Source organism: Secundilactobacillus mixtipabuli, from assembly GCF_002217925.1.
Classification (GTDB): Bacteria; Bacillota; Bacilli; order Lactobacillales; family Lactobacillaceae; genus Secundilactobacillus; species Secundilactobacillus mixtipabuli.
Map to the genome: position 1 here is coordinate 218,033 of NZ_BCMF01000003.1, position 24,099 is coordinate 242,131.

Annotated in this window: 17 protein-coding genes, 1 pseudogene and 1 other annotated feature; of the genes and pseudogenes, 12 read left to right on the forward strand and 6 right to left on the reverse strand. The window is 43.5% G+C overall.

Going from position 1 to position 24,099, the window contains the following annotated elements; genetic code table 11:
• The first annotated feature begins 2 nt into the window (after positions 1-2).
• Positions 3-710: a VIT1/CCC1 transporter family protein gene (locus IWT5_RS03700; RefSeq protein ID WP_225360209.1), complete on the forward strand. Its 708-nt coding sequence runs from the start codon at positions 3-5 to the stop codon at positions 708-710.
• A gap of 96 nt (positions 711-806) precedes the next feature.
• Here the strand turns inward: IWT5_RS03700 and IWT5_RS03705 are convergent, their stop codons facing one another.
• Entirely contained in the window at positions 807-2,213 is a 1,407-nt protein-coding gene (locus IWT5_RS03705; protein ID WP_089108596.1) for an FAD-dependent oxidoreductase, read from the reverse strand.
• A gap of 121 nt (positions 2,214-2,334) precedes the next feature.
• On the opposite strand from IWT5_RS03705, the gene IWT5_RS03710 reads away from it, so the two are divergent.
• On the forward strand, positions 2,335-3,000 hold the full coding sequence (locus IWT5_RS03710) for an EAL domain-containing protein (RefSeq protein ID WP_089108597.1): 666 nt from the start codon (positions 2,335-2,337) through the stop codon (positions 2,998-3,000).
• 217 nt (positions 3,001-3,217) lie between these two features.
• Complete coding sequence (locus IWT5_RS03715) at positions 3,218-5,335, forward strand: collagen-binding domain-containing protein (RefSeq protein WP_089108598.1); 2,118 nt, start codon at positions 3,218-3,220, stop codon at positions 5,333-5,335.
• 168 nt (positions 5,336-5,503) lie between these two features.
• Here the strand turns inward: IWT5_RS03715 and IWT5_RS03720 are convergent, their stop codons facing one another.
• Complete coding sequence (locus tag IWT5_RS03720) at positions 5,504-6,862, reverse strand: amino acid permease (RefSeq protein WP_089108599.1); 1,359 nt, start codon at positions 6,860-6,862, stop codon at positions 5,504-5,506.
• Between the two features lie 313 nt (positions 6,863-7,175).
• Between IWT5_RS03720 and IWT5_RS03725 the strand changes: the two genes are divergently transcribed.
• Together IWT5_RS03725 and IWT5_RS03730 are read left to right on the forward strand one after the other, a co-directional pair.
• The gene (locus IWT5_RS03725) at positions 7,176-8,120 is read left to right on the forward strand and encodes a magnesium transporter CorA family protein (protein ID WP_089108600.1); all 945 of its coding nucleotides are present in this window, start codon (positions 7,176-7,178) and stop codon (positions 8,118-8,120) included.
• A 373-nt stretch (positions 8,121-8,493) separates the two neighbouring features.
• Positions 8,494-9,503 (forward strand): annotated as a pseudogene (locus tag IWT5_RS03730) (ketopantoate reductase family protein).
• Here the strand turns inward: IWT5_RS03730 and IWT5_RS03735 are convergent.
• Positions 9,491-10,333 (reverse strand): prephenate dehydratase, encoded by an 843-nt coding sequence (locus IWT5_RS03735; RefSeq protein ID WP_089108601.1) that lies wholly within the window; start codon positions 10,331-10,333, stop codon positions 9,491-9,493. The pseudogene IWT5_RS03730 and the gene IWT5_RS03735 overlap by 13 nt on opposite strands.
• A gap of 135 nt (positions 10,334-10,468) precedes the next feature.
• Between IWT5_RS03735 and IWT5_RS03740 the strand changes: the two genes are divergently transcribed.
• Positions 10,469-10,843, forward strand: coding sequence for an iron-sulfur cluster biosynthesis family protein (locus tag IWT5_RS03740; RefSeq protein ID WP_089108602.1), 375 nt, complete (start codon positions 10,469-10,471; stop codon positions 10,841-10,843).
• Positions 10,844-11,034: 191 nt separating this feature from the next.
• Here the strand turns inward: IWT5_RS03740 and IWT5_RS03745 are convergent, their stop codons facing one another.
• Together IWT5_RS03745 and IWT5_RS03750 are read right to left on the reverse strand one after the other, a co-directional pair.
• A complete protein-coding gene (locus IWT5_RS03745; RefSeq protein WP_089108603.1) occupies positions 11,035-11,778 on the reverse strand; it encodes an amino acid ABC transporter ATP-binding protein in 744 nt (247 codons plus the stop codon).
• Entirely contained in the window at positions 11,775-13,214 is a 1,440-nt protein-coding gene (locus IWT5_RS03750; RefSeq protein ID WP_089108604.1) for an amino acid ABC transporter substrate-binding protein/permease, read from the reverse strand. The genes IWT5_RS03745 and IWT5_RS03750 overlap by 4 nt, the downstream gene beginning before the upstream one ends.
• 516 nt (positions 13,215-13,730) lie before the next feature.
• Between IWT5_RS03750 and IWT5_RS03755 the strand changes: the two genes are divergently transcribed.
• Complete coding sequence (locus IWT5_RS03755) at positions 13,731-14,900, forward strand: pyridoxal phosphate-dependent aminotransferase (RefSeq protein ID WP_089108605.1); 1,170 nt, start codon at positions 13,731-13,733, stop codon at positions 14,898-14,900.
• Positions 14,901-15,170: 270 nt separating this feature from the next.
• Here IWT5_RS03755 and IWT5_RS03760 read toward each other — a convergent pair whose 3' ends face one another.
• Positions 15,171-15,986, reverse strand: coding sequence for a 2-keto-4-pentenoate hydratase (locus IWT5_RS03760; RefSeq protein WP_089108606.1), 816 nt, complete (start codon positions 15,984-15,986; stop codon positions 15,171-15,173).
• A gap of 352 nt (positions 15,987-16,338) precedes the next feature.
• Positions 16,339-16,583 (reverse strand) — a binding site (T-box leader).
• A gap of 241 nt (positions 16,584-16,824) precedes the next feature.
• Here IWT5_RS03760 and IWT5_RS03765 point away from each other — a divergent pair.
• The 5 genes from IWT5_RS03765 (at position 16,825) to arcD (ending at position 24,067) form a co-directional block, all read left to right on the forward strand.
• Positions 16,825-18,333, forward strand: coding sequence for a C39 family peptidase (locus IWT5_RS03765; protein ID WP_225360210.1), 1,509 nt, complete (start codon positions 16,825-16,827; stop codon positions 18,331-18,333).
• Positions 18,326-19,282 (forward strand): N-acetylmuramoyl-L-alanine amidase, encoded by a 957-nt coding sequence (locus tag IWT5_RS03770; protein WP_089108607.1) that lies wholly within the window; start codon positions 18,326-18,328, stop codon positions 19,280-19,282. Before IWT5_RS03765 ends, IWT5_RS03770 begins: the two co-directional genes overlap by 8 nt.
• Before the next feature lie 447 nt (positions 19,283-19,729).
• Positions 19,730-20,668 (forward strand): proline iminopeptidase-family hydrolase, encoded by a 939-nt coding sequence (locus IWT5_RS03775; RefSeq protein WP_089108608.1) that lies wholly within the window; start codon positions 19,730-19,732, stop codon positions 20,666-20,668.
• The gene (locus IWT5_RS03780) at positions 20,655-22,301 is read left to right on the forward strand and encodes a peptide ABC transporter substrate-binding protein (protein ID WP_089108609.1); all 1,647 of its coding nucleotides are present in this window, start codon (positions 20,655-20,657) and stop codon (positions 22,299-22,301) included. Before IWT5_RS03775 ends, IWT5_RS03780 begins: the two co-directional genes overlap by 14 nt.
• Before the next feature lie 347 nt (positions 22,302-22,648).
• Entirely contained in the window at positions 22,649-24,067 is a 1,419-nt protein-coding gene (arcD, locus tag IWT5_RS03785) for an arginine-ornithine antiporter (protein ID WP_089108610.1), read from the forward strand.
• Positions 24,068-24,099 lie beyond the last annotated feature (32 nt).

Genomic DNA, 24,099 nt, shown 5'->3' on the forward strand with positions numbered 1-24,099 from the left:
AAATGAGTGAGATCGTCATGAAACAAAAGAAGAAAAAGTCCACCCAAACGATGGAAGAAAAGTTAAACACGTTACGTGCGGGTGTACTGGGATCTAACGATGGGATTCTAACCGTCGTTGGTGTCCTGTTCAGTGTGGCCGTTGCAACGCCAAATCAGTTTACGATTTTTATCGCGGGATTATCAGATTTACTCGCCTGTGCGTTTTCAATGGCTTCTGGGGAATATGCTTCAGTCAGCACTCAAAAAGATACTGAAGAATCAGTTGTGCGAACTGAAAGCCGGTTACTTAAAACGGACTATCAGGCTGAACTTTCGGCCGTCGTCAACCACTATACCGATCGCGGTGTTACTGAAGCAACGGCGACTAAGATTGCGAATGAACTGATGGCAAAGAAACCACTGGAAACAGTGGTAAACGTCAAGTACGATTTAACACTGAACCATTATATGAATCCGTGGTACGCTGCTTTTTCGTCACTCTTTTCAGCGGCTTCAGGTGGGGTGTTCCCGCTATTAGCCATGACTTTATCGCCAGTTGCCATTCAATGGCCAGCAACGATTTTAGCCGTCTGTGTTTCAGTTGGCATTACGGGTTTGTTAAGTGCCAAATTAGGTAATGGCTTAGTTAAAACAGCGATTATCCGGAACATCATTGTCGGAATCATTACCATGATCATTCACTATGGTGTTGGATTACTTTTGAAGTAAAAGATGGTCATCTTATAGCTAAAAATAAGCACTGCCCGAATATGTTCGGGACAGTGCTTATTTTGTGTTCTATTGAGTTGCTTTACATAAGTTGAATTATAATTTTTGATCTGGTTTTTCGTAGCCAGGCGCAGTAAAGTTCGGTTGAGTTCTACCAGCTGCAGCTTCTTGGTTAATGGCCAACTGTGCCACTTGGTTAACGTAATTGAAGGGATAATCGAAGTTGGGCTGGAACAGCATATCAACGAACGCCAAATCATCAATGGTATTATTGTTTTGAATAGCGACTGAGATGGCGTTAGCCGACTGGGTAATGTCGTGCTTGCTGAGGAACTGCGCGCCTAAAACCCGACGGCTCTTTTTGTCGTAAACAAGGACGATGGTCAGTCGATCAGTAGATGGCATATAATCGGGCCGCCAAGTACCATCGAAGGTGACACTATCGGCTTCAATCCCACGCTTGAGTGCGTGTTTCAGGGTTAAACCGGTAGTTGCTAACGCATGATCGTATAGGGACAAAGCGGAACTGGCTTGTGTGCCGATATAGGGGTGGGTGTGATCAAAAATATTATGGGCAACTAACATCCCTTGCCTGATAGCAACACTGGCGAGAGGCGTATATGCCGGTGTTCCCGTTGGATTAAAGCGCACCATACAGCAGTCTCCCGCTGCGTAAATATCTGGATTTGTTGTTTGCAGGAACCGGTTCGTCAGGAAAGACCCGTGGTGTTCGATCTTAACTTGACCTGCTAAGAGATCGGTATTGGGTGTGAATCCGGTGCTGACAAGGGCAATCTCTGTCTTGAAATTACCATGATTGGTTTCAATCGTAATTTGGTCCGCATTATCATCGCCGGTAAACGCGCTGACTTCCGTTCCTAAGTGGACATCCACACCGTGAGCTTGCAGCTGCTGGACGGCCCAATCAGACATTTGGTCATCCACGTAGTTATTGAGTACCTGTGATCGTGCCTGAAAGAGGGTCACATGGTGGCCCGTTCCGGAAAGCGCCTCAGCAAATTCAACGCCAGCGTAACCAGCACCAATAATGGCAATGTTGTGAAATTTTTGGGCTGCTTGATAAATTTCTTGAGCCTGCTGGTAATTTTTACACAGCAGAACCCTCGTATTATCAATGCCATACAAGGGCGGCACCATGACGGATGAGCCTGTTGTCATGATTAGTTTGTCGTAAGCATCGTTGAAGACCTCGCCAGTTTTCATGTTGGCGACCTGAATGGTATGAGACTTGGCATCAACTTTTAGAACATCATGTTGGTCATGAACGGTGGCTCCCATATCCCTTAATTCCTGAGGTGAAGAATAGAACATATCTTCAAGTTTGTTAACTTTACCTTCAAGGTATAGAGAAATTCCGCAGGATAGGAAAGAGAAGTTATCGGTCCGTTCGTAAATGGTCAGGTCGGTTTCTGGATGATTCTTCAAAATCTCAGTAGCAGCTACCGTGCCAGCGTGTGTACAACCAATAATAATGACTTTCATGCTTACAAACCCTCATTTCGTATACAATTTAGTGAATAATATCAGAATTTTTGCGAATCGGTAAAAAAGCATTTTATAAATGATATAATCAATTTGAAATAAATTTAAGGAGGCAATGTTCGTGTACAGGTACTTTATCCAACCACAACTGAATAAATTCACCAATTCACTGGTTGGTTACGAGATGTTAATTCGTAAGTACGATGATGAACATTGGAGCCTGCCACAAAATTTTGCAGCTATTCCGGTGGATGAGCAGATAAGTTTATTGAAGAAAACGGCTCGCCGGATTGGGCTGAAAGTCGGTTCTATTTCATTTAACCTGAATCGGCGTCAGTTTATTGACCCGCAAATGGAAGCGGAACTGATCGACGTTCAACGGGAAATTTTCCCAGTTAAGTTGATTATAGAGGTTACTGAAGAAGAAAGCGACAAACTTGTCCCCGAAGATAAGCTGCTTGTAACTGCGAGACGCTACGCTCAAAACGGGGTGCAAATCAGCCTTGACGATGTGGGCAGTGGTTGCAATAGCTATGAGAATATCAAGCCACTATTAGCGTATGCCAACGAGATCAAATTTGCGATGCAGAATTTTCGTAATGAGAACAAAGGATCCAAGATTATTGATCAGCTTCATTTTTGGAAAGAAATTGCTGATAAGTACCACATCAGATTAGTCGTTGAAGGTACGGAGTCAGCTGAAGAAGATCAGTTACTTGATAGGCTCAATATCCCCTATCGGCAAGGTTACTTTTATGGTAAACCTCATCTTGTGAAATTGGAATAGGGTAACGCGTTTATCTGTTGAAAGCAGTGATTAGCCCGGTGCTGATCACTACTTTTTTGTACGGATAAATTATGGATATGTAGAAATTATTAATAAACCTATTAAATTGTTTGATTGCTCAACTAATTTTGCAACAATAGTGGTATAGTAATCATGTACATATTTGGAATAAATACCCACTGACTTAAAAACTAAATTTAGAGAGAGGAACTGTCATATGGAAATGTCGAAGAGAGTTGATCAAATGACCAAGGGGCCTTTACGCCAATTTAGGTGTAACAACGAAAAATGCTGGTTAAAAGTCGGCGTTACCACACTAACGCTGATGAGTAGTCTCACACTAAGCATGATGGTCGCTAATGCGCAAACCGCAACAGCTAATGTTGCTCAGACGACGCAAACAAGTGAGAAAGACACACCTGGGACAGTTACTACACAGATACAAAGCAGTAAAAGTGTTGACTCTGCAAGTGTTCCATCTATGAATGCCACTTCTAAGAATAGTGAGGACAGTAGTCATTCAGATGTGTCAGATCCGAATAAGAGAGCTAGTTCAACAACTGAAAATACAGCTGAGGATAATGGTGGCGCGGTAAGTCGAAATGCGGTAACTACTGATTCTGACAATGTGTCTAGTGATTCTAAAACGACTCAATCGACTCAAACTGATACAACTAATAAAATTAAAGACGATGCGTATTTAAAAAGTCTTGGAATTGACGCAGATCATCTAAATTCAACTAATGTTTTAAAAATTGCTTCTCTATTTCATATTTTTGCTAAGCAAGCGAGTTTAAATGCTGATACAAATGGTAATTTAGCGGTTGGGACCTTGAAGAATTCTAATGATTTCGGTACTCGTGGCACCTCTGATAATCTAACTACCGGTGATATTTATTATATTCAAAATTTAGGGTCAAACGTCATCAGCAATGCCTTTAGAAATACTACAGCTAACCATGTTGTTCTTGGAAAAGGGATTCAAGTGGGCACTCAGAACAACAAGGTCACAATCAACGGTGTTCAGATTACCAATTTGAAGCCGGGAGATGTTTCTCAGGATACTAACGGAGAAACATACATTAATTTTGATCAAGTCTTTGCAGCTCTCCTTAAAGAATCAACTGATTTTTCCAGTCAAGTAGATTCTGATGGTGTTAAAAAAGATTTTTCAGATCAAAATCAGCGATATGTCGATGTTACTAACGCAACATCTTCTGATGGCATTGTTTATGTCAATGTGCCGATAAGCAATCTTAGTGCACCGCAGGCTTTCACAATTAAGGGTTTAGATAAAAACAGTCCGACAATCGTAATCAATGTCACCGATATTCCTGCAGAAGGTGTACAAAATATTTCGACTCAGGTTCAGTTAGTATATAGTAGTGATCACACTAAGCAAGAGACCTTAAGTAATGGTGAATCACACAATGAACCCAATCACGTTTTATGGAACCTAGGTACAGGGAATCAAACGTTTAATTTTAATAGCGGTCGATTTATGGGTAGTATTCTTGCTCCTAATGCCACTATTAACGCAGGTGTTAATATCGACGGGAACATCGTTGCAAGTACTGTTAATATCACTGGCGGGGAGTCGCATCGTTGGGATATTCAATCCCAAGTGCCACCAACTGACAACACACATGTGGAATATGGTTTGCCGGATGGCATTCAGGTTAAGATACAGGTACCAACGACGAATGTTCCGCACACGTATGTGCAAGGTGCAGTACCAGATGGTATCCAGGTTAAGACACAGGTACCAACGACGAATGTTCCGCACACGTATGTGCAAGGTGAGGTTCCTGACGGCGTTCGAGTTTACACTAAGGCAGCTGTGGGTCCCGCTCTCGCTGTTGCGTACGCGACAGTACCAAATGACCCAACTCAACCTAGTCAACCCACAACACCCGCTCGGCCGACTACGCCATCAACTCCTCAACCTGCACAGCCGGTACAGCCAACGACACCGGCACAGCCAGAGCCAAATCAAACAGTGACAACTGGTGTTGATGGCGACCACGCTCCTGAGATGATTAAGGCGCATGATCAACCGCAAACTGAAAGCTTGATTGCTGAAGACAGTGAGGCTGAGCCGCAAACTACCACTGAATTACAGGCTACCACTGGATTAGGAAGAAAAGCTTCAGTTGATGGGCAATTCGTTTTTGGCCGCACAGGCATTGGACAATCCAAGCCTTCAGAAATCCAAAATGCCATGCCACAGTTAAATGAAGGTTCAGAAAAGCCGGTTTCAATCTTGGGTTATGCTTTGCTAGCTATCGGCGGCTTAACCAGATGGCTGACATTTAAAGGAAAACGGCAAAATTAGTTAGCTGAACAAGAAAAGACTTTGAGCCCCCAAATGGTGATGAACGCGTCACTGTTATCAAAGTATAATAATCAATGACATCGGATTCCTCTTCGAATCCCAAAAAATAACCGAGAAGATCAAAATCAGATCTTCTCGGTTATTTTATTTATTCTATTGGTTGTTTAGTTAAATGTTTTTGACTTTTCCGTGGAACTTAACGAAATACAGGATTGTCATGAATGCTAAGAAGATGACACCAACCAAGATTGAGACACGGGTTTCAGGGTTAAAGAACATGAAGACCAGCGTCACAAACAAGAAGGCCAGTGTTAAGTAATTAGACCATGGTGATAACGGCATTTTGAATGGATGGTTAGCCATAGAATCCTTGTGTTGCTTTCTAAATTCAAGCTGACTGACCAGAATAACGATCCATGGAATCATACCAGGAAGAACACTGGAACTGTACACCATAACGAAGATGTTGCTTGCATCTTTAAAGAAATATGGTGAAACGAAGTCCAGAACAACCCCTAAGAAAATCCCCAAGGAAATCGAAATGACAGAATAGAACGGTACACCATGACGGTTTAACTTTAAGAAACGCTGTGGTAATTGACCGTTATTCGCTAAGGTGTAAGACATCCGACTAGCACTGTAGATCCCTGAGTTAGAGCCTGACAGTGCCGCAGTGATCACAACGAAGTTAATGATTGAAGCTGCAGAAGTGATCCCAACTTTAGCGAAAGTTTCAACGAATGGCGAACCGACGTTATTCAGTTGATTCCATGGATAAATACTCAAAATAACGAAGATGGCGCCAATGTAGAAAATCAAAATTCTGAAGACGGTTGAACGAATGGCTTTAACCAGTGTCTGTTGCGGGTTCTCAGCTTCACCAGCGGTAACACCGATGAGTTCGATACCTTGGTAGGAAGCAAGCACGATTGATAAGGCAAAGACAAAGCCTTTAAAACCACCGGTAAAGAAACCGTGTGCCCAAATGTTAGAAATACCAATGGGGTGGAGATGATTACCGATCCCAAGGACGATTAGACCAAGACCAACGATAATCATTAAAACGATCGTGACCACCTTAATCAGAGCAAACCAGAATTCCAGTTCACCAAACATCCTAACTGAAATCAGATTGGCCAAACAAAGGAAGGTGATGGCAACAATCCCTGGAATCCAAGCAGGTAATCCGGGCCACCAAAACTTGAAGTAACCACCAATAGCAATCATTTCACTCATACCAACGATCACAAACTGGAAAATGTTACTCCAGGCTGTTAAGTAGCCGACCAATGGGTGAATATATTCGGTAGCAAACTTTGAAAATGAGCCGGTATCCGGATCCACATAAAGCATTTCCCCTAACGCCCGCATAATGAGATATAGGAATATCCCAGCAATGGCGTAAGCAATCAAGACAGATGGCCCGGTCCACTTAATGGTTGATGTAGAGCCCATAAACAGCCCGACACCAATCGTTCCGCCGAGCGCAATCATCTGCATTTGACGCGCACTTAATTTTCGTTTCATAATTTCTAATCCCTTTCACATAAAAACGAGATGTCCCCGAAGAATTAACTAATCGCTATCTTCAATAAGTAGATTAATATTTAATACCAGAATATCAAAGAGGATATTAGTCTTACTTCACTGACGTTTATTAGTTTTGTATGAGAATAATGTTACACGAACTTTGAAGTAAGTGCAAATTAAATCTGAATGATGAATATAGTTACATTTGATTTGAGACAGTCAGCATTGCGCTATCATTCTACTGGCAATGAAATCACAGCATGCCGAAAAGTTGTAGAATAGGAAGAAAAGAACGGATAAGGGGCACGCTATGATTGCACAACATGAGCTTTGGCAGGGCCTAAACTGGATTTCAGTGGATCAGCCTGATACCCACGATTTCAACCAGTTGAGAGAGACCTACCAGATTAAGAAAAAGTATATTGGTTACATGCGAGATATTCGTGAGCGAGCACGATTTGATTACGACACGGAAACTGGCTGCAGTTTATTGATTTTTCGTTCAGTGAACCATGGGGAAGATGGCTTAGATAGCGGCGAATATTTAGAAACGGTTCCCTTTTGTATGATTATTAAGGGCCAAAACTTGATCACAGTCACTCATCCTAGGAATGCTTATGTTTCCGAGTTGTTAAAAGATGTAATCAAGGACGTTAAGACTGAAGCAAAAGAACCGACGGATACGTTGATGATGATTGCCTTCAACTTGATTTTTAGGCTAAATGAAGATTACTTGGACCGCATTGACGAGATGAATAAAGCACGTGAGGCTTTGGAGACTTTTCAGAAGCGACCAAGCAATAAGCAGATCACACAGCTATCTAATTTAGATAAGCGGCTGGTTTATCTAAAAACCGCGGCTAACAATAACGTGATTGCGATTAGGCAGGTACAGGTTATGTCAGATGCTGACGATGACCCGCTGACTTTATCGGACACGGAAATGCAGCACCTCAAGGATTTAAGGGTTGAAGTGGAACAAGGCCGTGAAATGGCTAATATTGCGGCTGAAATCGTTGAACAAGTGGTCAGCAGTTATAGCAACATCTTAGATAACAGCCTTAATAACACGATGAGGTTACTGACAGTCTGGTCACTGGCGCTAGCTATCCCACCTATTTTTTCAAGTTTCTGGGGGATGAACATGCCCTTACCGATGGATAAGCAACCCTGGGGCTGGGTCGTTTCTATTATCATTTCAGTTATCCCAATTGGGTTGTTACTGTGGTATTTAAAAAAACATCACGATATTTAACGCATTTTGGGTTGACGAATTAAAAAACGGGGTATATATTAAAAATACATTAATAATTAATGAGAAAATAAATGTGATGACAAGGAGAGTAACTACTGGTGAATTCTAAGTGAGCCCCGCAAAGTGCGAAGGGGTGTCTGAACCTTTAGCGAAAGTAGCCTTCGAGCAATGAATGCGAAGTTTGAGTGTTCATGGTGTATCCGCCTTACTGGATCAGCGTATCGTCCCGGGACCGTACGTGAGAGGTGACCATCTGTCAAAGGATGGCACGAATTAAGGTGGTACAGCGCACAAGCGCCCTTGATCAAGTGATGAACTTGGTCAGGGGCGCTTTTTTTCTCATTAAAAAATAAAAAAATGGAGTGTGATTCGAATGAAATTTACAATGATCGGTGCAGGCGCGATGGGTTTACGTTATGGTATTTTGCTACAGCAGGCTGGTAACGATGTCACGTTTATTGATACGTGGCAGCCGCACATTGATAAAATTCGTGAACAGGGTGGCGTTTACGTTTCACGGGATCATCAGGACCGACATCTGGTTCCTATCAAGCTGGAAACACCGGAAACGTATCAAGGTGATCCCGATATTCTCATTTTCTTCACCAAGCAAATGCAGCTCGCCGGTTTTCTGAAACGCTGTGAACACTTCTTTAATGACCGGCAATATGCCTTTACTTGTATGAATGGCATGGGTCACATCGAAAAACTGCAGCAGTACTTTGCGGATGATAAAATCATTGCCGGAACAGCACTGATTGCTACCGTTCTTAATGGCCCTGGTGACGTTGATTTCATGGGTAAGAGCGGTGCTGGTAAGATGAACATGGCTAATTTGACTGAGAAACCAGATGAGATGACTCACCGACTATTCGATGAACTTCAAAAAGGCAACATGAACCCAACTCTGACGACTAACTTCAAAGGGACATTGATGACCAAGGTTATTTTTAACTCCGTTATTAATACCCTGTGTACGTTATTTGAAATTCAAATGGGTGAGTTTGGGAACTTCCCCAAGGCGTATGATCTCGGCCGTCAGTTGATTGATGAAGCTTACGACGTTTGCGAACGTGCTGGAATCACGCTGGTGTCAACCCGTGATGAAGAAATGCACGCACTGGACATTAATACCAGGATCGATATGCCGCTGCATTATCCATCCATGTATACCAAGATATGATTCACGACCGGCCAACGGAAGTTGATTATATCAATGGCTACATAGCTGAACTTGGTCGGGAACATCATCATGAAGCGAAAACCCATATTTTCTTGACCAACTTGGTTCACTTATCCGAATATCACCGGGCAAACCAAAAGAAGGCGCAAGAAGCTGAAGAAGCTAAAACTGCTCAGACTAAGGCAGCTCAAAGCGCATAGACACCAAGCGGATGAATCGTATAAACGTCAGCCATCTGCTGAAGCGTCTCAAATAAGACTTGTTTTTGAGCTAACGTGCCAAAAATTTCAATATAAAAGGAGTAAATCCCAATTTTCTGACGCGTTGGCATGGACATAATGGTGACTAGGTTCAAGTGCGTTTTCGCAAAATAGGAAAGGATTCGGTAAAGCACGCCAACTTCTTCAGTTGGCGGTGTGATAAAAAGTGCAGATTTGAATGAGGCAGTACTATCTTCAACCGGTTGTGTTGGTATTTCCAGCATAGCCGGTTTCTTTTTGAAGATAATAAAACGGGTGTTATTATCGGTTTGATCCGCGACATTAGCGAACTGAAACGAGAAATTTTGGCGGGCCATTTGCGATTGCGGCATGATTGCGGCGTCGCCTTGCTGGCCGTCACGTAATTTTTGAACGGAAACCATATTGCTGGATGTCGTGATAATTTGCGCGTTGGGAATTTGTGACAGTATTTTTTGGCATTGCCCTTCAGTTTTAAATTGAACGAAAATCCGTTTGATGTCGGTTAACTGGTTAACTTTGCCGGCTAAGCCAAAGTTAACGGGGACGGTCACTTCACCGATTTCGGTGATGTCTGCAACCTGCAGTCGTTGCAGGGTTGCGAGGACGAAGCCATCAAGCTGATTTTCGACGGGTAATAAACCAATGCCATCTGGTGTGACGGCCTGGTAGACTTGGTCAAAGGTATCGTGGTAATCAATTTCAATATTATCGATTAGATTTGTTGCAAGATATTTTTGGGCTGCAGCATCAGCGAAAGTACCAGCTGGGCCAAGGACGGAAAATTTCATTTCGAAGCCTCCACGATTGTTTTCTTTGATTATAGCTTAAAGTGTATTAGAAACGAAAAAAGATTGTGTGCCATTTAATTGTGTTTTAAACTGTTTCGTGGCAGAATGAATCTATAGTAAAAAGGGGGAACTCGTATGACTACTCTTCAAATGAGTCAAGATGTGCAAGAACGACTCAAGAAACACTTGTTGAACGACAGCGATCAGCTTGTCTTAGATTTTGACGATGGTGTGGGTGCCTATTCAAAAGTGGGTGTCTGCTCGCTAGATGTTAGCTTTCGATTTTTGATTGTTAATAAACAGGGTATTGATGCCGTTTATGATCAAACAATTGCTAGTCCGCTGGGTGATGTCCGGATTAAGGGCTACGCGGATAACTATGTGGATGAAGCACCCGAACTTTATCTCAATAAGTTTGGTCTCATTACCCTTAAAACAGCCGCTGGTATTATTGATACTAACGTTGAAATTCTGGATCATCCAGAAGCAATGACTGAAATGGCAAAATAAATAGGACTCAAATAGCAAAAAAACAAGGTTACCAGTTGAATGGCTGACAGCCTTGTTTTTGTACGCTTATAAACGTGTTCAAACAAGCAAAGAGTTGCAAATAAGGGCACAGCCAACAGAAATCCAAAACCGGGATTTCCCATTAGCTATGCCCTTATTCTCCACTCTTTAAACGCTTGTTTTCACACTCTTTAAACGTTCAATACTTTATTCAAGAAGTTTTGCAATCGAGGATCCTTGGGATGATTAAAGATCTCATCCGGCGTGCCTTGTTCCTGAATGTTACCGTCATCTACGAAGACGACACGGTCAGCAACTTCTTTCGCGAATCCCATTTCATGAGTGACCACGATCATGGTCATGCCTTGTTTGGCCAGCTGTTTCATCACTTCAAGCACATCGCCGACCATTTCGGGATCGAGCGCTGAAGTTGGCTCGTCAAATAACATGACATCCGGATTCATGGCTAATGCCCGAGCAATGGCCACACGTTGCTGCTGACCACCTGATAACGACTGCACGGTGGCATCGTATTTGGATTCCAAACCGACCATGGCCAGCAAATCCTTAGCTTGTTTAGCGGCTTCTGCCTTGGTTTTCTTTTGCAGTTCAACGGGGGCCAACATGATATTTTCACTCACGGATAGGTTACTGAAGAGGTTAAAGTGTTGGAACACCATCCCAATGTTTTCCCGAACCTTATTGATATTAGTCTTAGGGTCGGCAATATCCATATCATCGATGACGATGGCACCGCTGGTGGGTGCTTCGAGACGGTTCAGATTTCTGAGAAAGGTACTTTTTCCCGAACCAGATGGGCCAATGACCACGACCACTTCGTTATCATGCACTTCCAGATTGATGCCCTTTAAAACTTGATTGTCACCAAACGTTTTGATCAAGTGACTGACTTTTACTTTGATTTTTGTGTTCATAGCCGCACTCTCCTTTGAACCCAATTAGATAGCCATGTTAATAGGGTAATGACAATGAGGTAAATAATGGCAACAATTGTCCAAACTTTGAACCCTTCAAGGTTACGGGCGATGATAATCTTACCCGTTTGAGTTAATTCAATAATGCCAATAATCGATAGGATTGAGGTATCTTTCAAGGTAATGATGAATTGGTTGATAAATGAAGGAATCATGATCCGAATCCCCTGAGGTAAGATAACGCGGCGCATGGCTTTTCCAAATGGCAAGCCTAAACTTCGAGCTGCTTCCATTTGACCATCATCAACGGCGTGGATACCACCTTTAACGAAGGCTGCGATGTAAGCTCCTTCGTTGAAGGTTAACGTCACGATACCGGCGATGAAGGCGGGGATTTTTTGCCCGGTTAAGCTTGGAATACCGGTATAAATGAACAGTGCCAGTACCAATAGCGGCAAGCCACGGAAAATGTAGATCAGTGTCGTAGAGACACCGTTAAAGAACTTGCTTGGTACAACACCCATTAAACCTACGATGACCCCAAACAGGGTGGCGAAGAAAATGGCAACAATGGTCAGCCAAATGGTTTCTTCAAAACCGTTTAACAAAGCACCCTTATTTTGCTTTAGTAAGCCTAAGAATGTCCGGTCGGAAGTGGTATCTGAACTCCCTTTGGCACCCAGATAGTGTTTGGTAATACGTGCGTATTCACCGTTAGCTTTCAAGTCAGCTAAACCATTGTTAAACATGCGCAGCAACTTTTGGTTATGTCCTTTTTTAACGGCGAAACCATAAGGACCGCTTAACGCAGGCTTGGTATAAATTTTTAATTTAGTGCCTTGCCGGATTGCGTATTTCATAACGGGCGAGTCTTCGAAACAGGCTGCAGAATTGCCGGTGAGAACGTCTTGATACATATCATTTGATTCATCAAAGGTGACAATCTTAAAGCCGTATTTCTTGTGGATACTTTGCGCGTATTGAGCACCAGATGTTCCCGTTTTAACCGCTACACGTTTGCCGCGTAACTGACTAAGCTTGGTAATCTTGCCGTTTGGTTTGGCTGCCATTACCACGCCTGACATGAAGTACGCCTTTGAAAAATCGAAAGTGGCTTCACGTTCTTTAGTGATCGACATCCCAGCGATGACACCATCCATTTGGCCGGATTGAACACCTTGCGTAGCAGCGTTGAAACTAGTTGGTTTAATGTTTACTTTAAATCCTTGATCCTTAGCAATAGCGTGTAGCAGATCAATATCAATACCCACATATTTGTTTTGGCTGTTGGCAAATTCAAATGGTGGAAAGGTGGAATCTGTCGCAATCTGGTAAGTGGTGGTGGCTTTTGCGGGAGCAGCCGTTAATTGTAAAGCCGTAAATAGTGCTAGTAAAGCAATCAAACTACTTAAAATCTTTATCCAGGGTCGTCTCATACTAGTCCTCCTATTGTTATGTAATAAAATCTAACATATGATTATGAGAACAGCATAACAGTAAAATAATAAAATGTTAAGGTGTTTTTGAAAAATAAATCAATTTATTCCGGAAAATAATTCATTATTTAAGTTAGGCATCAACTTATTTTTAAACAATTAAGCACTATTACAATAGTGCTTGTTGATTAATCAACATCAGTATTAATATGCCTAATTTCTATTAATATGCATTAATAGATGCTCATTCAAATTGAATGCTAGGATGTAAATGGAAACGTTTTCTAATTTTTTCTCAAATTATCCTTATTTATTTTTAATATTGTCTTGATTCATTCGTAATCTATGTAATAAGAAATAACATTTGAATGGTGTGATTACAAAATGTGCGTGTCAAAGAGAGCTCGATAAGACCTGTTTGCAACCATATCTTAATTGTGCTTTAATTGAATTTTAATAGGACTTTTACGGCCCAAAAATAAACGATACATATTGTTTGACGAGGAGGAAATCGGTTTGAAGTTTGAAGAATCAAAAGTATTGCAACATTTACCTAAACAGTTTTTTGCCAATTTAGTTGCGAAGGTCAACGCAAAAGCGGCGTCCGGTGCTGACGTGATCAATCTGGGGCAAGGTAACCCAGATCAGCCGACACCCGAATTTATTGTGAAGGCCATGCAGGAAGCAACCGCTAATCCAGCTGATCATAAGTATTCGCTGTTTCGCGGGATGCCACGGTTAAAGCAAGCTGCCGCTGATTTCTACAAACGTGAATACGGTGTCGATCTTGATCCTGAGAAAGAAGTTGCCATTCTCGGGGGCTCTAAAATCGGTTTGGTTGAATTGCCATTTGCGTTATTAAACCCTGGCGACACGATGTTGCTGCCTGACCCAGGTTATCCGGACTACCTTTCAGGTGTTGCTTTGGCCCAGGTGAAGCTTGAACTGATGTCATTATCCGCAGATAAGCAGTATTTACCTGATTATCAGCAGCTGGACCCTAAGGTTGTAGAACAGGCCAAACTCATGTACCTTAACTATCCCAATAACCCAACTGGTGCTGTTGCAACACCAGAATTCTATGAAAAAACAGTTCAGTTTGCTAAAGAACATCATATCGGTGTGGTTCAAGACTTTGCGTATGGTGCGATTGGTTTTGACGGTAAACGGCCTGTCAGCTTCCTGCAGACGCCGGGAGCAAAAGAGGTGGGGATCGAAACTTATACCCTCTCTAAGTCGTATAACATGGCTGGCTGGCGGGTTGGCTTTGCCGTTGGTAACGAAGATATGATTGAAGCTATTAATCTGATTCAAGACCATCTGTTTGTCTCGCTATTTCCAGCTATTCAGGATGCGGCAGTCGCTGCGCTGGACAGTGACCAGTCTTCCGTTAAATCGTTAGTGGCACTGTACCAAAAGCGGCGTGATGATTTTTACGCTGCTGCTCGTAAAATTGGCTGGGAACCTTATCCATCAGGCGGTGCTTTTTATGCGTGGATGCCAGTTCCAAAGGGTTACACCAGTGAAGAATTTGCTGACTTACTCTTGGACAAGGCGGCTGTAGCGGTAGCACCCGGTACTGGTTTTGGTAAGAGCGGTGAAGGCTACGTTCGTGTTGGCCTACTGATCGATGAACCTAAGTTCACTGAAGCGTGTGAGCGGATCGGTAAGTTGGGCTTGTTTTAAAGAGAGTGTAAGATAAAGAAATGGTGTCCCAGATGGTTTTCCTGGGGCACCGTTTCTTTATCTTATAGGGCAGGGGCGTGCCGAGTAGCACACGTTTAATCTAGATAGGATGAACGAGCTAGTCTGTTGCTGAGTATGCTATTCAACGCAGAATGGCACAAAAAAAGACGGTGCCCTCAGCCATCACCGTGACTAGTAGGGACACCGTACTTTTTGCAACAAACTAATTGTTCTCAATAACACTATAGTATAGTAGCTTTTTTGGATTTTTTACCGATCAACGTGTAGTAGAACGGCGCCCATTCCCTTGTCAAACGTCGCTTTCCAGTCACCCTTAGTCAGTGATTCTGGGAGTAGGAACGTACCGCTTGAAACCCGTTGGCCAGCTCTTAGTGGCATGCCTTGTTCGTCAAGCTTCTTAACTAGCCACTGCAATGAGTTGAGTGGGTTGCCAAGAACTTCTGAAGCTTGGCCGTCTTTGAGCTTCTTGCCATCATGGAATAATTCACACGTCACGTTAGCGAGATCTTCTGGTTTATCGAATAGTTTGTCGGCATCGTTTTCTTCACCGAAGACAACGTAACCGCCAACAGCGGCGTCCGCCATTACCATGTACTTGGATAGACTTGGGAACCAGTCACTGAACCGTGAATCGGGAACTTCAACGGCAGGGGCAACGGTTGTTTTATGGAAAAGGTCTTCAAGTGAATCATTAGCTGACAAATCCTCTTTGGCCGTAAACATCATTTCAACTTCGGCCAATGGATCCATCACGTCGTTTGCATTGACCGTATGAGGTGATTTAACAAAGTGACTCTTAACTTGAGCGCCATATAGTGGGCTGTCTGAGTCGAACATGTCTTGGGTCTGCTTGCTGGTTAGCGAAACTTTGTAGCCGCCAACAGCTTCCTTTTTGTCTTCAGTTAACTGACGCTGAACACGGTAGGCTGCGTCTTCGCTTTCAGCGTAACCTGCGTAATCAGCTTCTTTCAGTGGCTGACGAGTTGTGTAGGCGTGGTATAGATCCTGTGCTAACTTAGCTTCTTTTTCTGATAAAGTTTGTTTGCTTAATAATTGTTCACTCATGGGCGAGACCTCCAAAATTATGTTTGATATGTGATATAAGTTAAAACTATGTGCTGATACAATATGTGATGATGCTATATGCTGACACGATATGTTGTGGAACTATGTGAACTTCATTTGGTACGATATGTGTTGAGAAATCTATTAATACTTATGTGTGACCCGCCCTAAATTGGTGGGTTCAATGAGAAATTGCACTTCATTCGCGCTTAAAAAAGAAATTATGTGTTGAATCTGAATGTCGCTATCATCTGAGCTCTTAATGCCAACTTCCAATTGTCCTCACCACCTTAAATGTCTGTTTTTTAAATTCAGGAAACGAAAAAGCGTCCTTGATCGCAATCTGGTTGCGATTAAGGACGCTTTCACGTGGTACCACCTTAGTTTATAATCTCATTACTGAAATTACCTCTCACGTACGGCATTGCTGCGATACGTTTGGCACGATAATGGGTGCACCCATTGTGTTCTACTACGGCCTAGCCGATTCGGCACACAGCTCGGAGATGATCATCGCGTCCATTCGTCATTGCCTTTCACCGACCGGCAACTCTCTATATCCGACATGGAGTAAATGTTTCTCGTCAACGCCTTTCATCTGAATTTAATGATTGCCATTAATCTACACCCAGATTTTGAGGTTGTCAACACAAAAATGTGAAAAAGATTAAAGGAATTCTCTGAAAGCCACTTGACTCTCATGATTAAGCCAAGTTAAATTTGACACAACAATCTTGATATCCGATTAATCACCACCTATTGGTCAATATGGTATACTTTGTACACATTCAGAAATCAAGCAAATAAACTAAATAATCAATGAAGCGGGGATAAAACTGTGAAACTATCAAAATTTCTTTTTGGAACAACGATTGGGTTAGCTGCAGGTTTACTAACCCTTTACTATAAACAAGATCAAACTGTTCACGCACCAGCCAAAAAAGCCAACACTAAGATTTTTGACGATTTTTCTGCCGTGGATCTCGGTGAATTTACGGATCATTTAACGCTGGCTGCTGCTGATCCAGCGGCGTTAGTCCTTGAACAAAATGAAGATGAATATGTGAGTGAGGGGAGTCTGACAACGCCCGCCTTTGAGCTACCGCAATTTAAACAGCTGGTGGCGTCATGGAACGCATTGACGCCCGATGGCACAGCTGTTCAAGTCGAAGCACGGATAAATCAGGCTGGCCGATGGTCTGCTTGGCACAGTTGGGGCAAATGGTCGACGAAGGCCTTAAGCGGCAGTGTCAAACATGATCGGCAGGATTCGCTGGCTGGAATTGATACGGATACCTTAACGGTTAAAGCCGGCGTGGGTGACAAAGCGCAATTGCGCGTTCACTTGTATACGGATAACCCGCAGCAGACACCGGTTTTAAAATTAGTGGCTGCCAGTGTTAAACCACTCCATCAAGACTTAATGGTGGATTCACACGAAGTAACGGTTGATAAGGTCGTTGCCACGCCCGCTTATTCACAGGAGATTCGTGATCCTAAACTGGCACCTGGTATCTGCAGTCCAACAACGGTTTCGATGGCTATTAACCGGCAAAATGCGGATATTTTGCCTGAAGAATTAGCACTGCACAACTTGGATACGACCTATAACGGTTTTGGCAACTGGTCATTCAGTACCGCTGCTGCCGGGAGTATGGGTTACCGGTCTTACACGGCTTATACCAATATTGACGGCTTGCGTCGGCAAATTGCGGCCGGTTATCCCGTTGGCGTTAGCGTTCAGTATACGAATAATCCTGATAATGGTGAATTACCTTACGTTGAAAATGCGACTGGTGACACGACTGGCCACTTACTGCTGGTGACGGGATTTACAAAGTTAAACGGGATTGATTACGTTGCTGTTAATGATTCATATGCAGACAGTGATGCTGATGCAAAGCGACTATACCGATTAGACCAGTTTAGTGAGGCCTGGCATTCTCGCATTGCTTATATCATCGGTGCTAATTACCGCGGTTATGAACGGTTGATGCAGCCTAACCGGGAATCAGCTGAGTTGACGGCCAGTGACGAACAGACAGCCTTCACGTTAAGAGTCGCTGGTGAAACGATTTCGCTGACACCGCAAATGATCCACCAGACAGATCCAGTGGATTCAAAAGCAACTACCATTGCCTACACCTTGGATGATGGTGGTCAGTTTGAAACGACGGCGCAACAGCATTTTGACTATGCAGATGTTGATGATGAAGGCCGAATTAAACTGAATTTGGCTGAAATCAAACAAGCCCATCCAAATGCAAATACACTGACCATCTACGTTGTCAGAATGGTGGCACCAACCTTAGTGGCAACCATTCTGTTGACCGATCAAGATGCCTGACTTTAAACCAGCTTTACCACAGAATTATACGCTTGCCAACCGTCCACGTGATGTTAGGCTACGTTACATCGTGATTCATGCTACGGAGTTAAATTACACAGAGACGATTACCCGCTTTCAAAGTCCTCATCAGGTCAGCGCCCACGTGGTGATTCGGCAACAAGATGGTCACCGAGTCACAATGGTTGAGCCACAAAACGTGGCTTGGCATGCCGGTAATTGGGATATTAATTGCCGGTCGTTAGGCATTGAACAGGAAGCTTACGTGGCTGAGGCGACAAGCTTTTCTGATCCCATGATGGCTACGCTTGCTGATCAGATTTTGGAGTGGTCAGATTGCTTCCAGATTCCGCTAGACCGAGCGCATATCCTCGGCCATGATAATGTGGTCGCACCAACGCCAGAAGCTGAAGGCCGGATGCACCAGGATCCGGGCTGGTATTTTGACTGGGCAGCCTTATTTGCAAAATTAGGGGTAACGCCAGAATTGGCTTTGCCGATTGTGGTTGGCCAGGGGCTTCGAGTAACAGCCCGATACGTTAATTTATACCAAGAGCCAACTGCTAACAGCGCGGTTATTGGTCATCAGGATAAGCCATTCACCTATCGTGCCAGTTATGGTCAGACCTTTGTGTGTGTTGCCAAAGTAAGCAACTGGGTAGCCATTAATTTTAGTGGCCACCGTGCTTGGCTGAATCAACAAGACGCTGCTGGCGTACAGCGGCCAATCTACACGGTTGGTACGGAACCGGTGCCGCTGTATGGAATGACTCAGCCGGCTGCCCGGCCAATCGGCGAACTGAAACCGGGTGAGCAATACGTCATTTCTGACGAGCTGGCAGGCCTGCAGAGTACTGAAGCAGCGGGTCAGTTACGTGCCCGTCAGACGGATGATCGGTTTTACCAAATCTGGTACGGCCACAGGATGGGGTACGTGAAGCGAAATTAAAAAATTTTGCTGTTGGTTTGTTGCTGATGTGACAAGGGATTTCATCATTCCAGATTAAGATAAAATTAAAAAAAGATTTGACATTTATGGCAAAGAACCCTAAATTGGAAATCGTTGAAAGCAATTAACGCAAATTAAATCATAAACGCGATGACAAGAATTATCGTAACCGTGATCAAACAGAGAGCCTCCGGTGGGTGGAATGGAGACGTGAGTGTGGCTATGACTATCATCTTCGAGCGGCCGGGGCCAAGTTAAAACTGAGTCTAGGCTGGGGAGACGCCCATTAAAGCGCCAGTCTATCGCTATTGTTAGCCGTAGACTTGAGGTTCAGCGTGTGAACGTTGAACGATAATAGGTGGTACAGCGGAAACGCCCTATAGAGACTTGTTCTCTGTAGGGCGTTTTTATTGTTTTTAACTAATCCATATTTTTGAGGTGAGTGAGATGCATCAAGGGAGTCGAATCGTAACGTTGGATAATGGCTTCCACTTGTTTACCCGCACGGTTGGCCAGGGGGATGTCAACTTGCTGTGCGTGCATGGCGGGCCAGGTGGGACACACGAGGAGTTTGAGAATTTTGCGGAACACTTAAAGGATCATCACGTCCGGGTGTCAATGTATGATCAGCTGGGATCGTTTTATTCGGATCAGCCGGATTATACCTTGCCTGAGAATCGTAAATACCTGACGATTGATTATTATTTGTCGGAATTAGAGGAGGTCAGAAAAAAGCTTGGCTTAGATCACTTTTACTTATTGGGCCATTCATGGGGCGGCTTGTTAGCACAGGAATACGCCCTGCATTATCCGGAACATCTTCAGGGATTGGTCATTATGAGTATGATCGATAATCTTGATGAATACATAGACAACGTCAATCGCGAGCGGGAAGAAACCTTATCGAAGCGAGATGTACGCTACATGAAGGAGGTTGAAGCGGAACAACGCTTTGACGATCCAAAATACCGTGAACTGGTGGACGTGCTAAACCGTCACTTTGCCATGAGACACCCTGAAAACGGGTTCCAACATAACGTATCAACCATGGCAACACCGGTTTACAACTATTTCCAAGGTGACAATGAGTTCGTGATGGTGGGTAAGTTGACCGAATGGGATCGCCGGGCAGACACACATAAGATTAAAACACCGACGCTACTTACCTTTGGCGACCACGACACGATGCCGCTGGACGCAGCTGAACGGATGCACCGCGAAATGCCTAATTCGCGGTTAGTCTACACGCCAGATGGCGGTCATTGTCACAGCACCGATAATCCCAAGGCCTTTTTCCACACACTAGGCGAATTTTTAGATGATGTGTCATCACATAGATTTAAATTAAAACAAGCAGTAGGGGGACATACATATGAAGAAAAATAAGGTTTTACTAGGCGGTTTAGCGTTATCGTTATCAGTGGTTTTAGCAGCCTGTGCGAGTGCCAATGGTAAATCTGGCGAGAGTGGTTCAACTAACAGCACCGATAAAATTTCACTCATGCAAACAACCGATTTAGTGTCATTGGATAATTCAAACTTTGCGGATTTACCCATGTGGAATGTGCTGGAAAACAGTTTTGAGGGATTGTATCGGCAGGACAGCAATAATCAAGTTGCCCCAGGAATCGCGGAGTCGGTCGTTAAGCCAACTAACGGCGGTAAGACGTACACCTTCCATCTACGGCCAAACGCTAAGTGGAGCAATGGTGATGACGTGACTGCCCAGGACTTTGTTAAGTCTTGGCAAAGGTCAGTTTCTGATAAGTCGAAGTCTGGCTACAACTACATTTTCTCAGGAATCCAAAATGCAGATCAAATCAGTAATGGCAAATTATCACCCACTCAGTTGGGTGCAAAAGCGGTAAATGCCCATACATTGCAGGTTAACTTGGAACATCCAATGCCTTACTTCAGTAAGATGATGATTTTGCCGGCCTTCTTCCCACAAGATACTAAAGTGGTACAGAAATATGGCAGCAAGTATGGGACCAATTCTGATCGCGTCGTTTCCGATGGGCCATTCAAGGTCAGCGGCTGGACCGGGACGAACGATAACTGGAAACTGCTACGCAATCCGCACTACTACGATCAAAAGGCGGTTCATCTAAAGGAAATCGATATGCAAGTTGTGAAGGATGCCAATACGGCGCACAACTTATTTGCTAAAGGACAGCTTGACGATGCCACGATTACTGGCGTGACAGCTCAAGGTATGCAAAAAGATAAAGATTTGCGGCACGTTGAAAAAGCCGGTACTTACTACCTGCGGTTAAATAACAAGAACGGTAAAGCGCTCAATAATCAAAAGCTGCGTCAGGCAGTCTCGTTAGCAGTTGATCGGAACCACTTAACAAAGGATGTTTTGGCGGATGGCTCAAAACCGGCTTACACCTACGTTGCACGAGGATTGGCAACTGATCCAACTACTGGTAAAGATTTCGCAACTGAGATGACGCCAAAGGAAACCTATAACGTTGCTAAGGCTAAGTCACTTTGGCAACAAGGTTTGAAGGAAGCTCATTTAAAGGGGACCGTTAATTTAACGCTTGTTAGTCTTGATGATACTTCTGATAAAAATGTCGCTGAATTTGTTCAGGGAACTTTGAAACAGAACTTGGGCAACGTTAAGATCAGCACGGAAAACTTGCCGTCTAAATCACGTAACGACAAGGAAGCCAATGGCGCCTTTGATTTTGATGAAACTTTGTGGCTGGCAGACTTCGGGGATCCTGAAAACTTCTTCTCAATCCTGACTAAGAATAACCCGCAAAACTACGGTCACTATGAAGATGCCCAGTTTAACGCGGCGATGAAGGATGCAACAACGGCTAACGCTGCTAACGAATCGGCATACTGGAAAGATATGAGAACAGCTCAAAGTCGATTAAATGAGAACATGCCAGTTGTTCCGCTCTATTCGATGGTTGAAAGTCATTTGGTTAACCCTAAACTTAAGGGAGTTGAGTACCATCCCGTTGGTGAAAATGATTATACCCGGGCTTACTTAGAAAAATAAGTCTTGATTGAAAAGCGCTGAAAACAGCTAGAAATGGCTATTTTCAGCGCTTTTTTGCGTCGTGATTAGTGCATAATATGCAAAGGAACAATTTTTTAAAATAATTTTGTAAGGGATTACATCTGTATATTTTGAAATAAAATTCAAAATATATACAAAGCCAGCAGTGAAAGTGACTGTTTTAAACGGATTTTGTTAATATTCATAAATATAAACTGGATAATTTTTAAAAAATTTCACATTTTCCCCATGGATTATTAACTTAACTAGGGTAAACTGAATAATATAAAAAGGCGCGGCTGTATATCATATGCAAAAAAGCCGCCTCAAGAAATGAGGGAAATCCTATGACATCACAAGCTCACAAAATCAACGGTGTTTCACTTACTGCCATGGTTGTGACGACAGCAATTGGCTCCGGAATTTTTGCGTTGAGCAGTGATCTGGCTGTTGCAGCGTCCCCAGGGGCAGCTATTATATCTTGGACGATTGTTGGGTTCGGTATTTTGATGTTAGCTGCTTGTTTGAATAACTTATTGAATAAGCGTTCTGACTTAGAAGGTATTTTTTCGTATGGTAAAGCAGGGTTTGGTTCTTTCGTTGGTTTCATCAGCGGTTGGGGCTACTGGATGTCAGCTTGGTTAGGCAACGTGGCGTTTGCGACCGTTTTTATGAGTACTTTAGGGTACTTCTTCCCCTTCTTCCAGCATGGCAATAGTCCACAATCGATCTTTGTCGCCAGTATTCTTGCGTGGGCACTGACATTTCTGGTTAATCACGGGATCGAAAGTGCGGCGTTAATGAATACGGTGATCACAGTCTGCAAGTTAATTCCAATTTTTACCTTCATCATTGTGGCTGCTATTTTGTTTAACGGTCATATCTTTACGGCACAATTTTGGGGTAACTTGAGAGGTTCCGTGACTTTTGGCGCAATTGCACCGCAGATCCGCAGTAGTTTAATGATTATGATGTGGGTCTTCGTTGGTATTGAAGGCGCCACAGTGTTGGCGTCACGCGCTAAGAGCCGTAAGATAGCCGGTCGTTCCACCTTAATTGGTGTGAGTTGTTTACTATTAATATACGTACTGGCCTCCATCTTGCCATATGGCTATCTACCACGAGCTGAGTTAGTTCAAATGAAACAGCCTGCCATGGTGTATATTTTTGAAGAAATGGTGGGTCAATGGGGTGGTAGCTTTATCAGTATTGGCCTCCTTATTTCAATTTTGGGGGCATGGCTTTCGTGGACGATGCTGCCGGCTGAAACGTTGGGAATGATGGCTGAACAAGGGCTGTTACCTAAGCGGTTTGCTAAAAAGAACAAACATGGTGTGCCAACACTGGCACTGATGACGACGGCATGCATGGTCCAGGGCTTCATGATTGTCCTGGTTTTTGCTGAAAAAGCGTATGAATTTGCGTATAGTCTTTGTACAGCATCTATTGTGGTGTGTTACATCATTGTGGCGGCGTACCAAATCAAATATTCCTGGCAGAACCGGAGCACTAAGGGTAATCTGCTGCAGATGTGGATTGGCATAGCGGCGCTGACCTTCCAGTTTGTGGGGATTACGTTAGCCGGTCTTCAGTATCTGTTCATCTGTCTGGTCGTCTACGTACCGGGAATTATTCTGTACGCCCTCACGTTAAAGACGAATACGGGTCGGTACCTGAACCGGCTGGAGTGGTCAGCTTCGATATTGATTGTTAGCGGTGCCGTAATTACGGTTGCTATGATGCTAATGGGTAGGCTCTCGCTGTAATCTGAATTGAAGTCATCCTAGTTAAATCTAAT

What these genes read in the sequence shown, in the direction of transcription:
- IWT5_RS03705 (WP_089108596.1), bottom strand. Translation starts at nt 2,213, where the DNA reads ATGAAAGTCATTATTATTGGTTGTACACACGCTGGCACGGTAGCTGCT.
- IWT5_RS03715 (WP_089108598.1), top strand. Translation starts at nt 3,218, where the DNA reads ATGGAAATGTCGAAGAGAGTTGATCAAATGACCAAGGGGCCTTTACGC.
- IWT5_RS03720 (WP_089108599.1), bottom strand. Translation starts at nt 6,862, where the DNA reads ATGAAACGAAAATTAAGTGCGCGTCAAATGCAGATGATTGCGCTCGGC.
- IWT5_RS03760 (WP_089108606.1), bottom strand. Translation starts at nt 15,986, where the DNA reads ATGAGTGAACAATTATTAAGCAAACAAACTTTATCAGAAAAAGAAGCT.
- IWT5_RS03745 (WP_089108603.1), bottom strand. Translation starts at nt 11,778, where the DNA reads ATGAACACAAAAATCAAAGTAAAAGTCAGTCACTTGATCAAAACGTTT.
- IWT5_RS03740 (WP_089108602.1), top strand. Translation starts at nt 10,469, where the DNA reads ATGACTACTCTTCAAATGAGTCAAGATGTGCAAGAACGACTCAAGAAA.
- IWT5_RS03700 (WP_225360209.1), top strand. Translation starts at nt 3, where the DNA reads ATGAGTGAGATCGTCATGAAACAAAAGAAGAAAAAGTCCACCCAAACG.
- IWT5_RS03780 (WP_089108609.1), top strand. Translation starts at nt 20,655, where the DNA reads ATGAAGAAAAATAAGGTTTTACTAGGCGGTTTAGCGTTATCGTTATCA.
- IWT5_RS03775 (WP_089108608.1), top strand. Translation starts at nt 19,730, where the DNA reads ATGCATCAAGGGAGTCGAATCGTAACGTTGGATAATGGCTTCCACTTG.
- IWT5_RS03725 (WP_089108600.1), top strand. Translation starts at nt 7,176, where the DNA reads ATGATTGCACAACATGAGCTTTGGCAGGGCCTAAACTGGATTTCAGTG.
- arcD (WP_089108610.1), top strand. Translation starts at nt 22,649, where the DNA reads ATGACATCACAAGCTCACAAAATCAACGGTGTTTCACTTACTGCCATG.
- IWT5_RS03770 (WP_089108607.1), top strand. Translation starts at nt 18,326, where the DNA reads ATGCCTGACTTTAAACCAGCTTTACCACAGAATTATACGCTTGCCAAC.
- IWT5_RS03750 (WP_089108604.1), bottom strand. Translation starts at nt 13,214, where the DNA reads ATGAGACGACCCTGGATAAAGATTTTAAGTAGTTTGATTGCTTTACTA.
- IWT5_RS03735 (WP_089108601.1), bottom strand. Translation starts at nt 10,333, where the DNA reads ATGAAATTTTCCGTCCTTGGCCCAGCTGGTACTTTCGCTGATGCTGCA.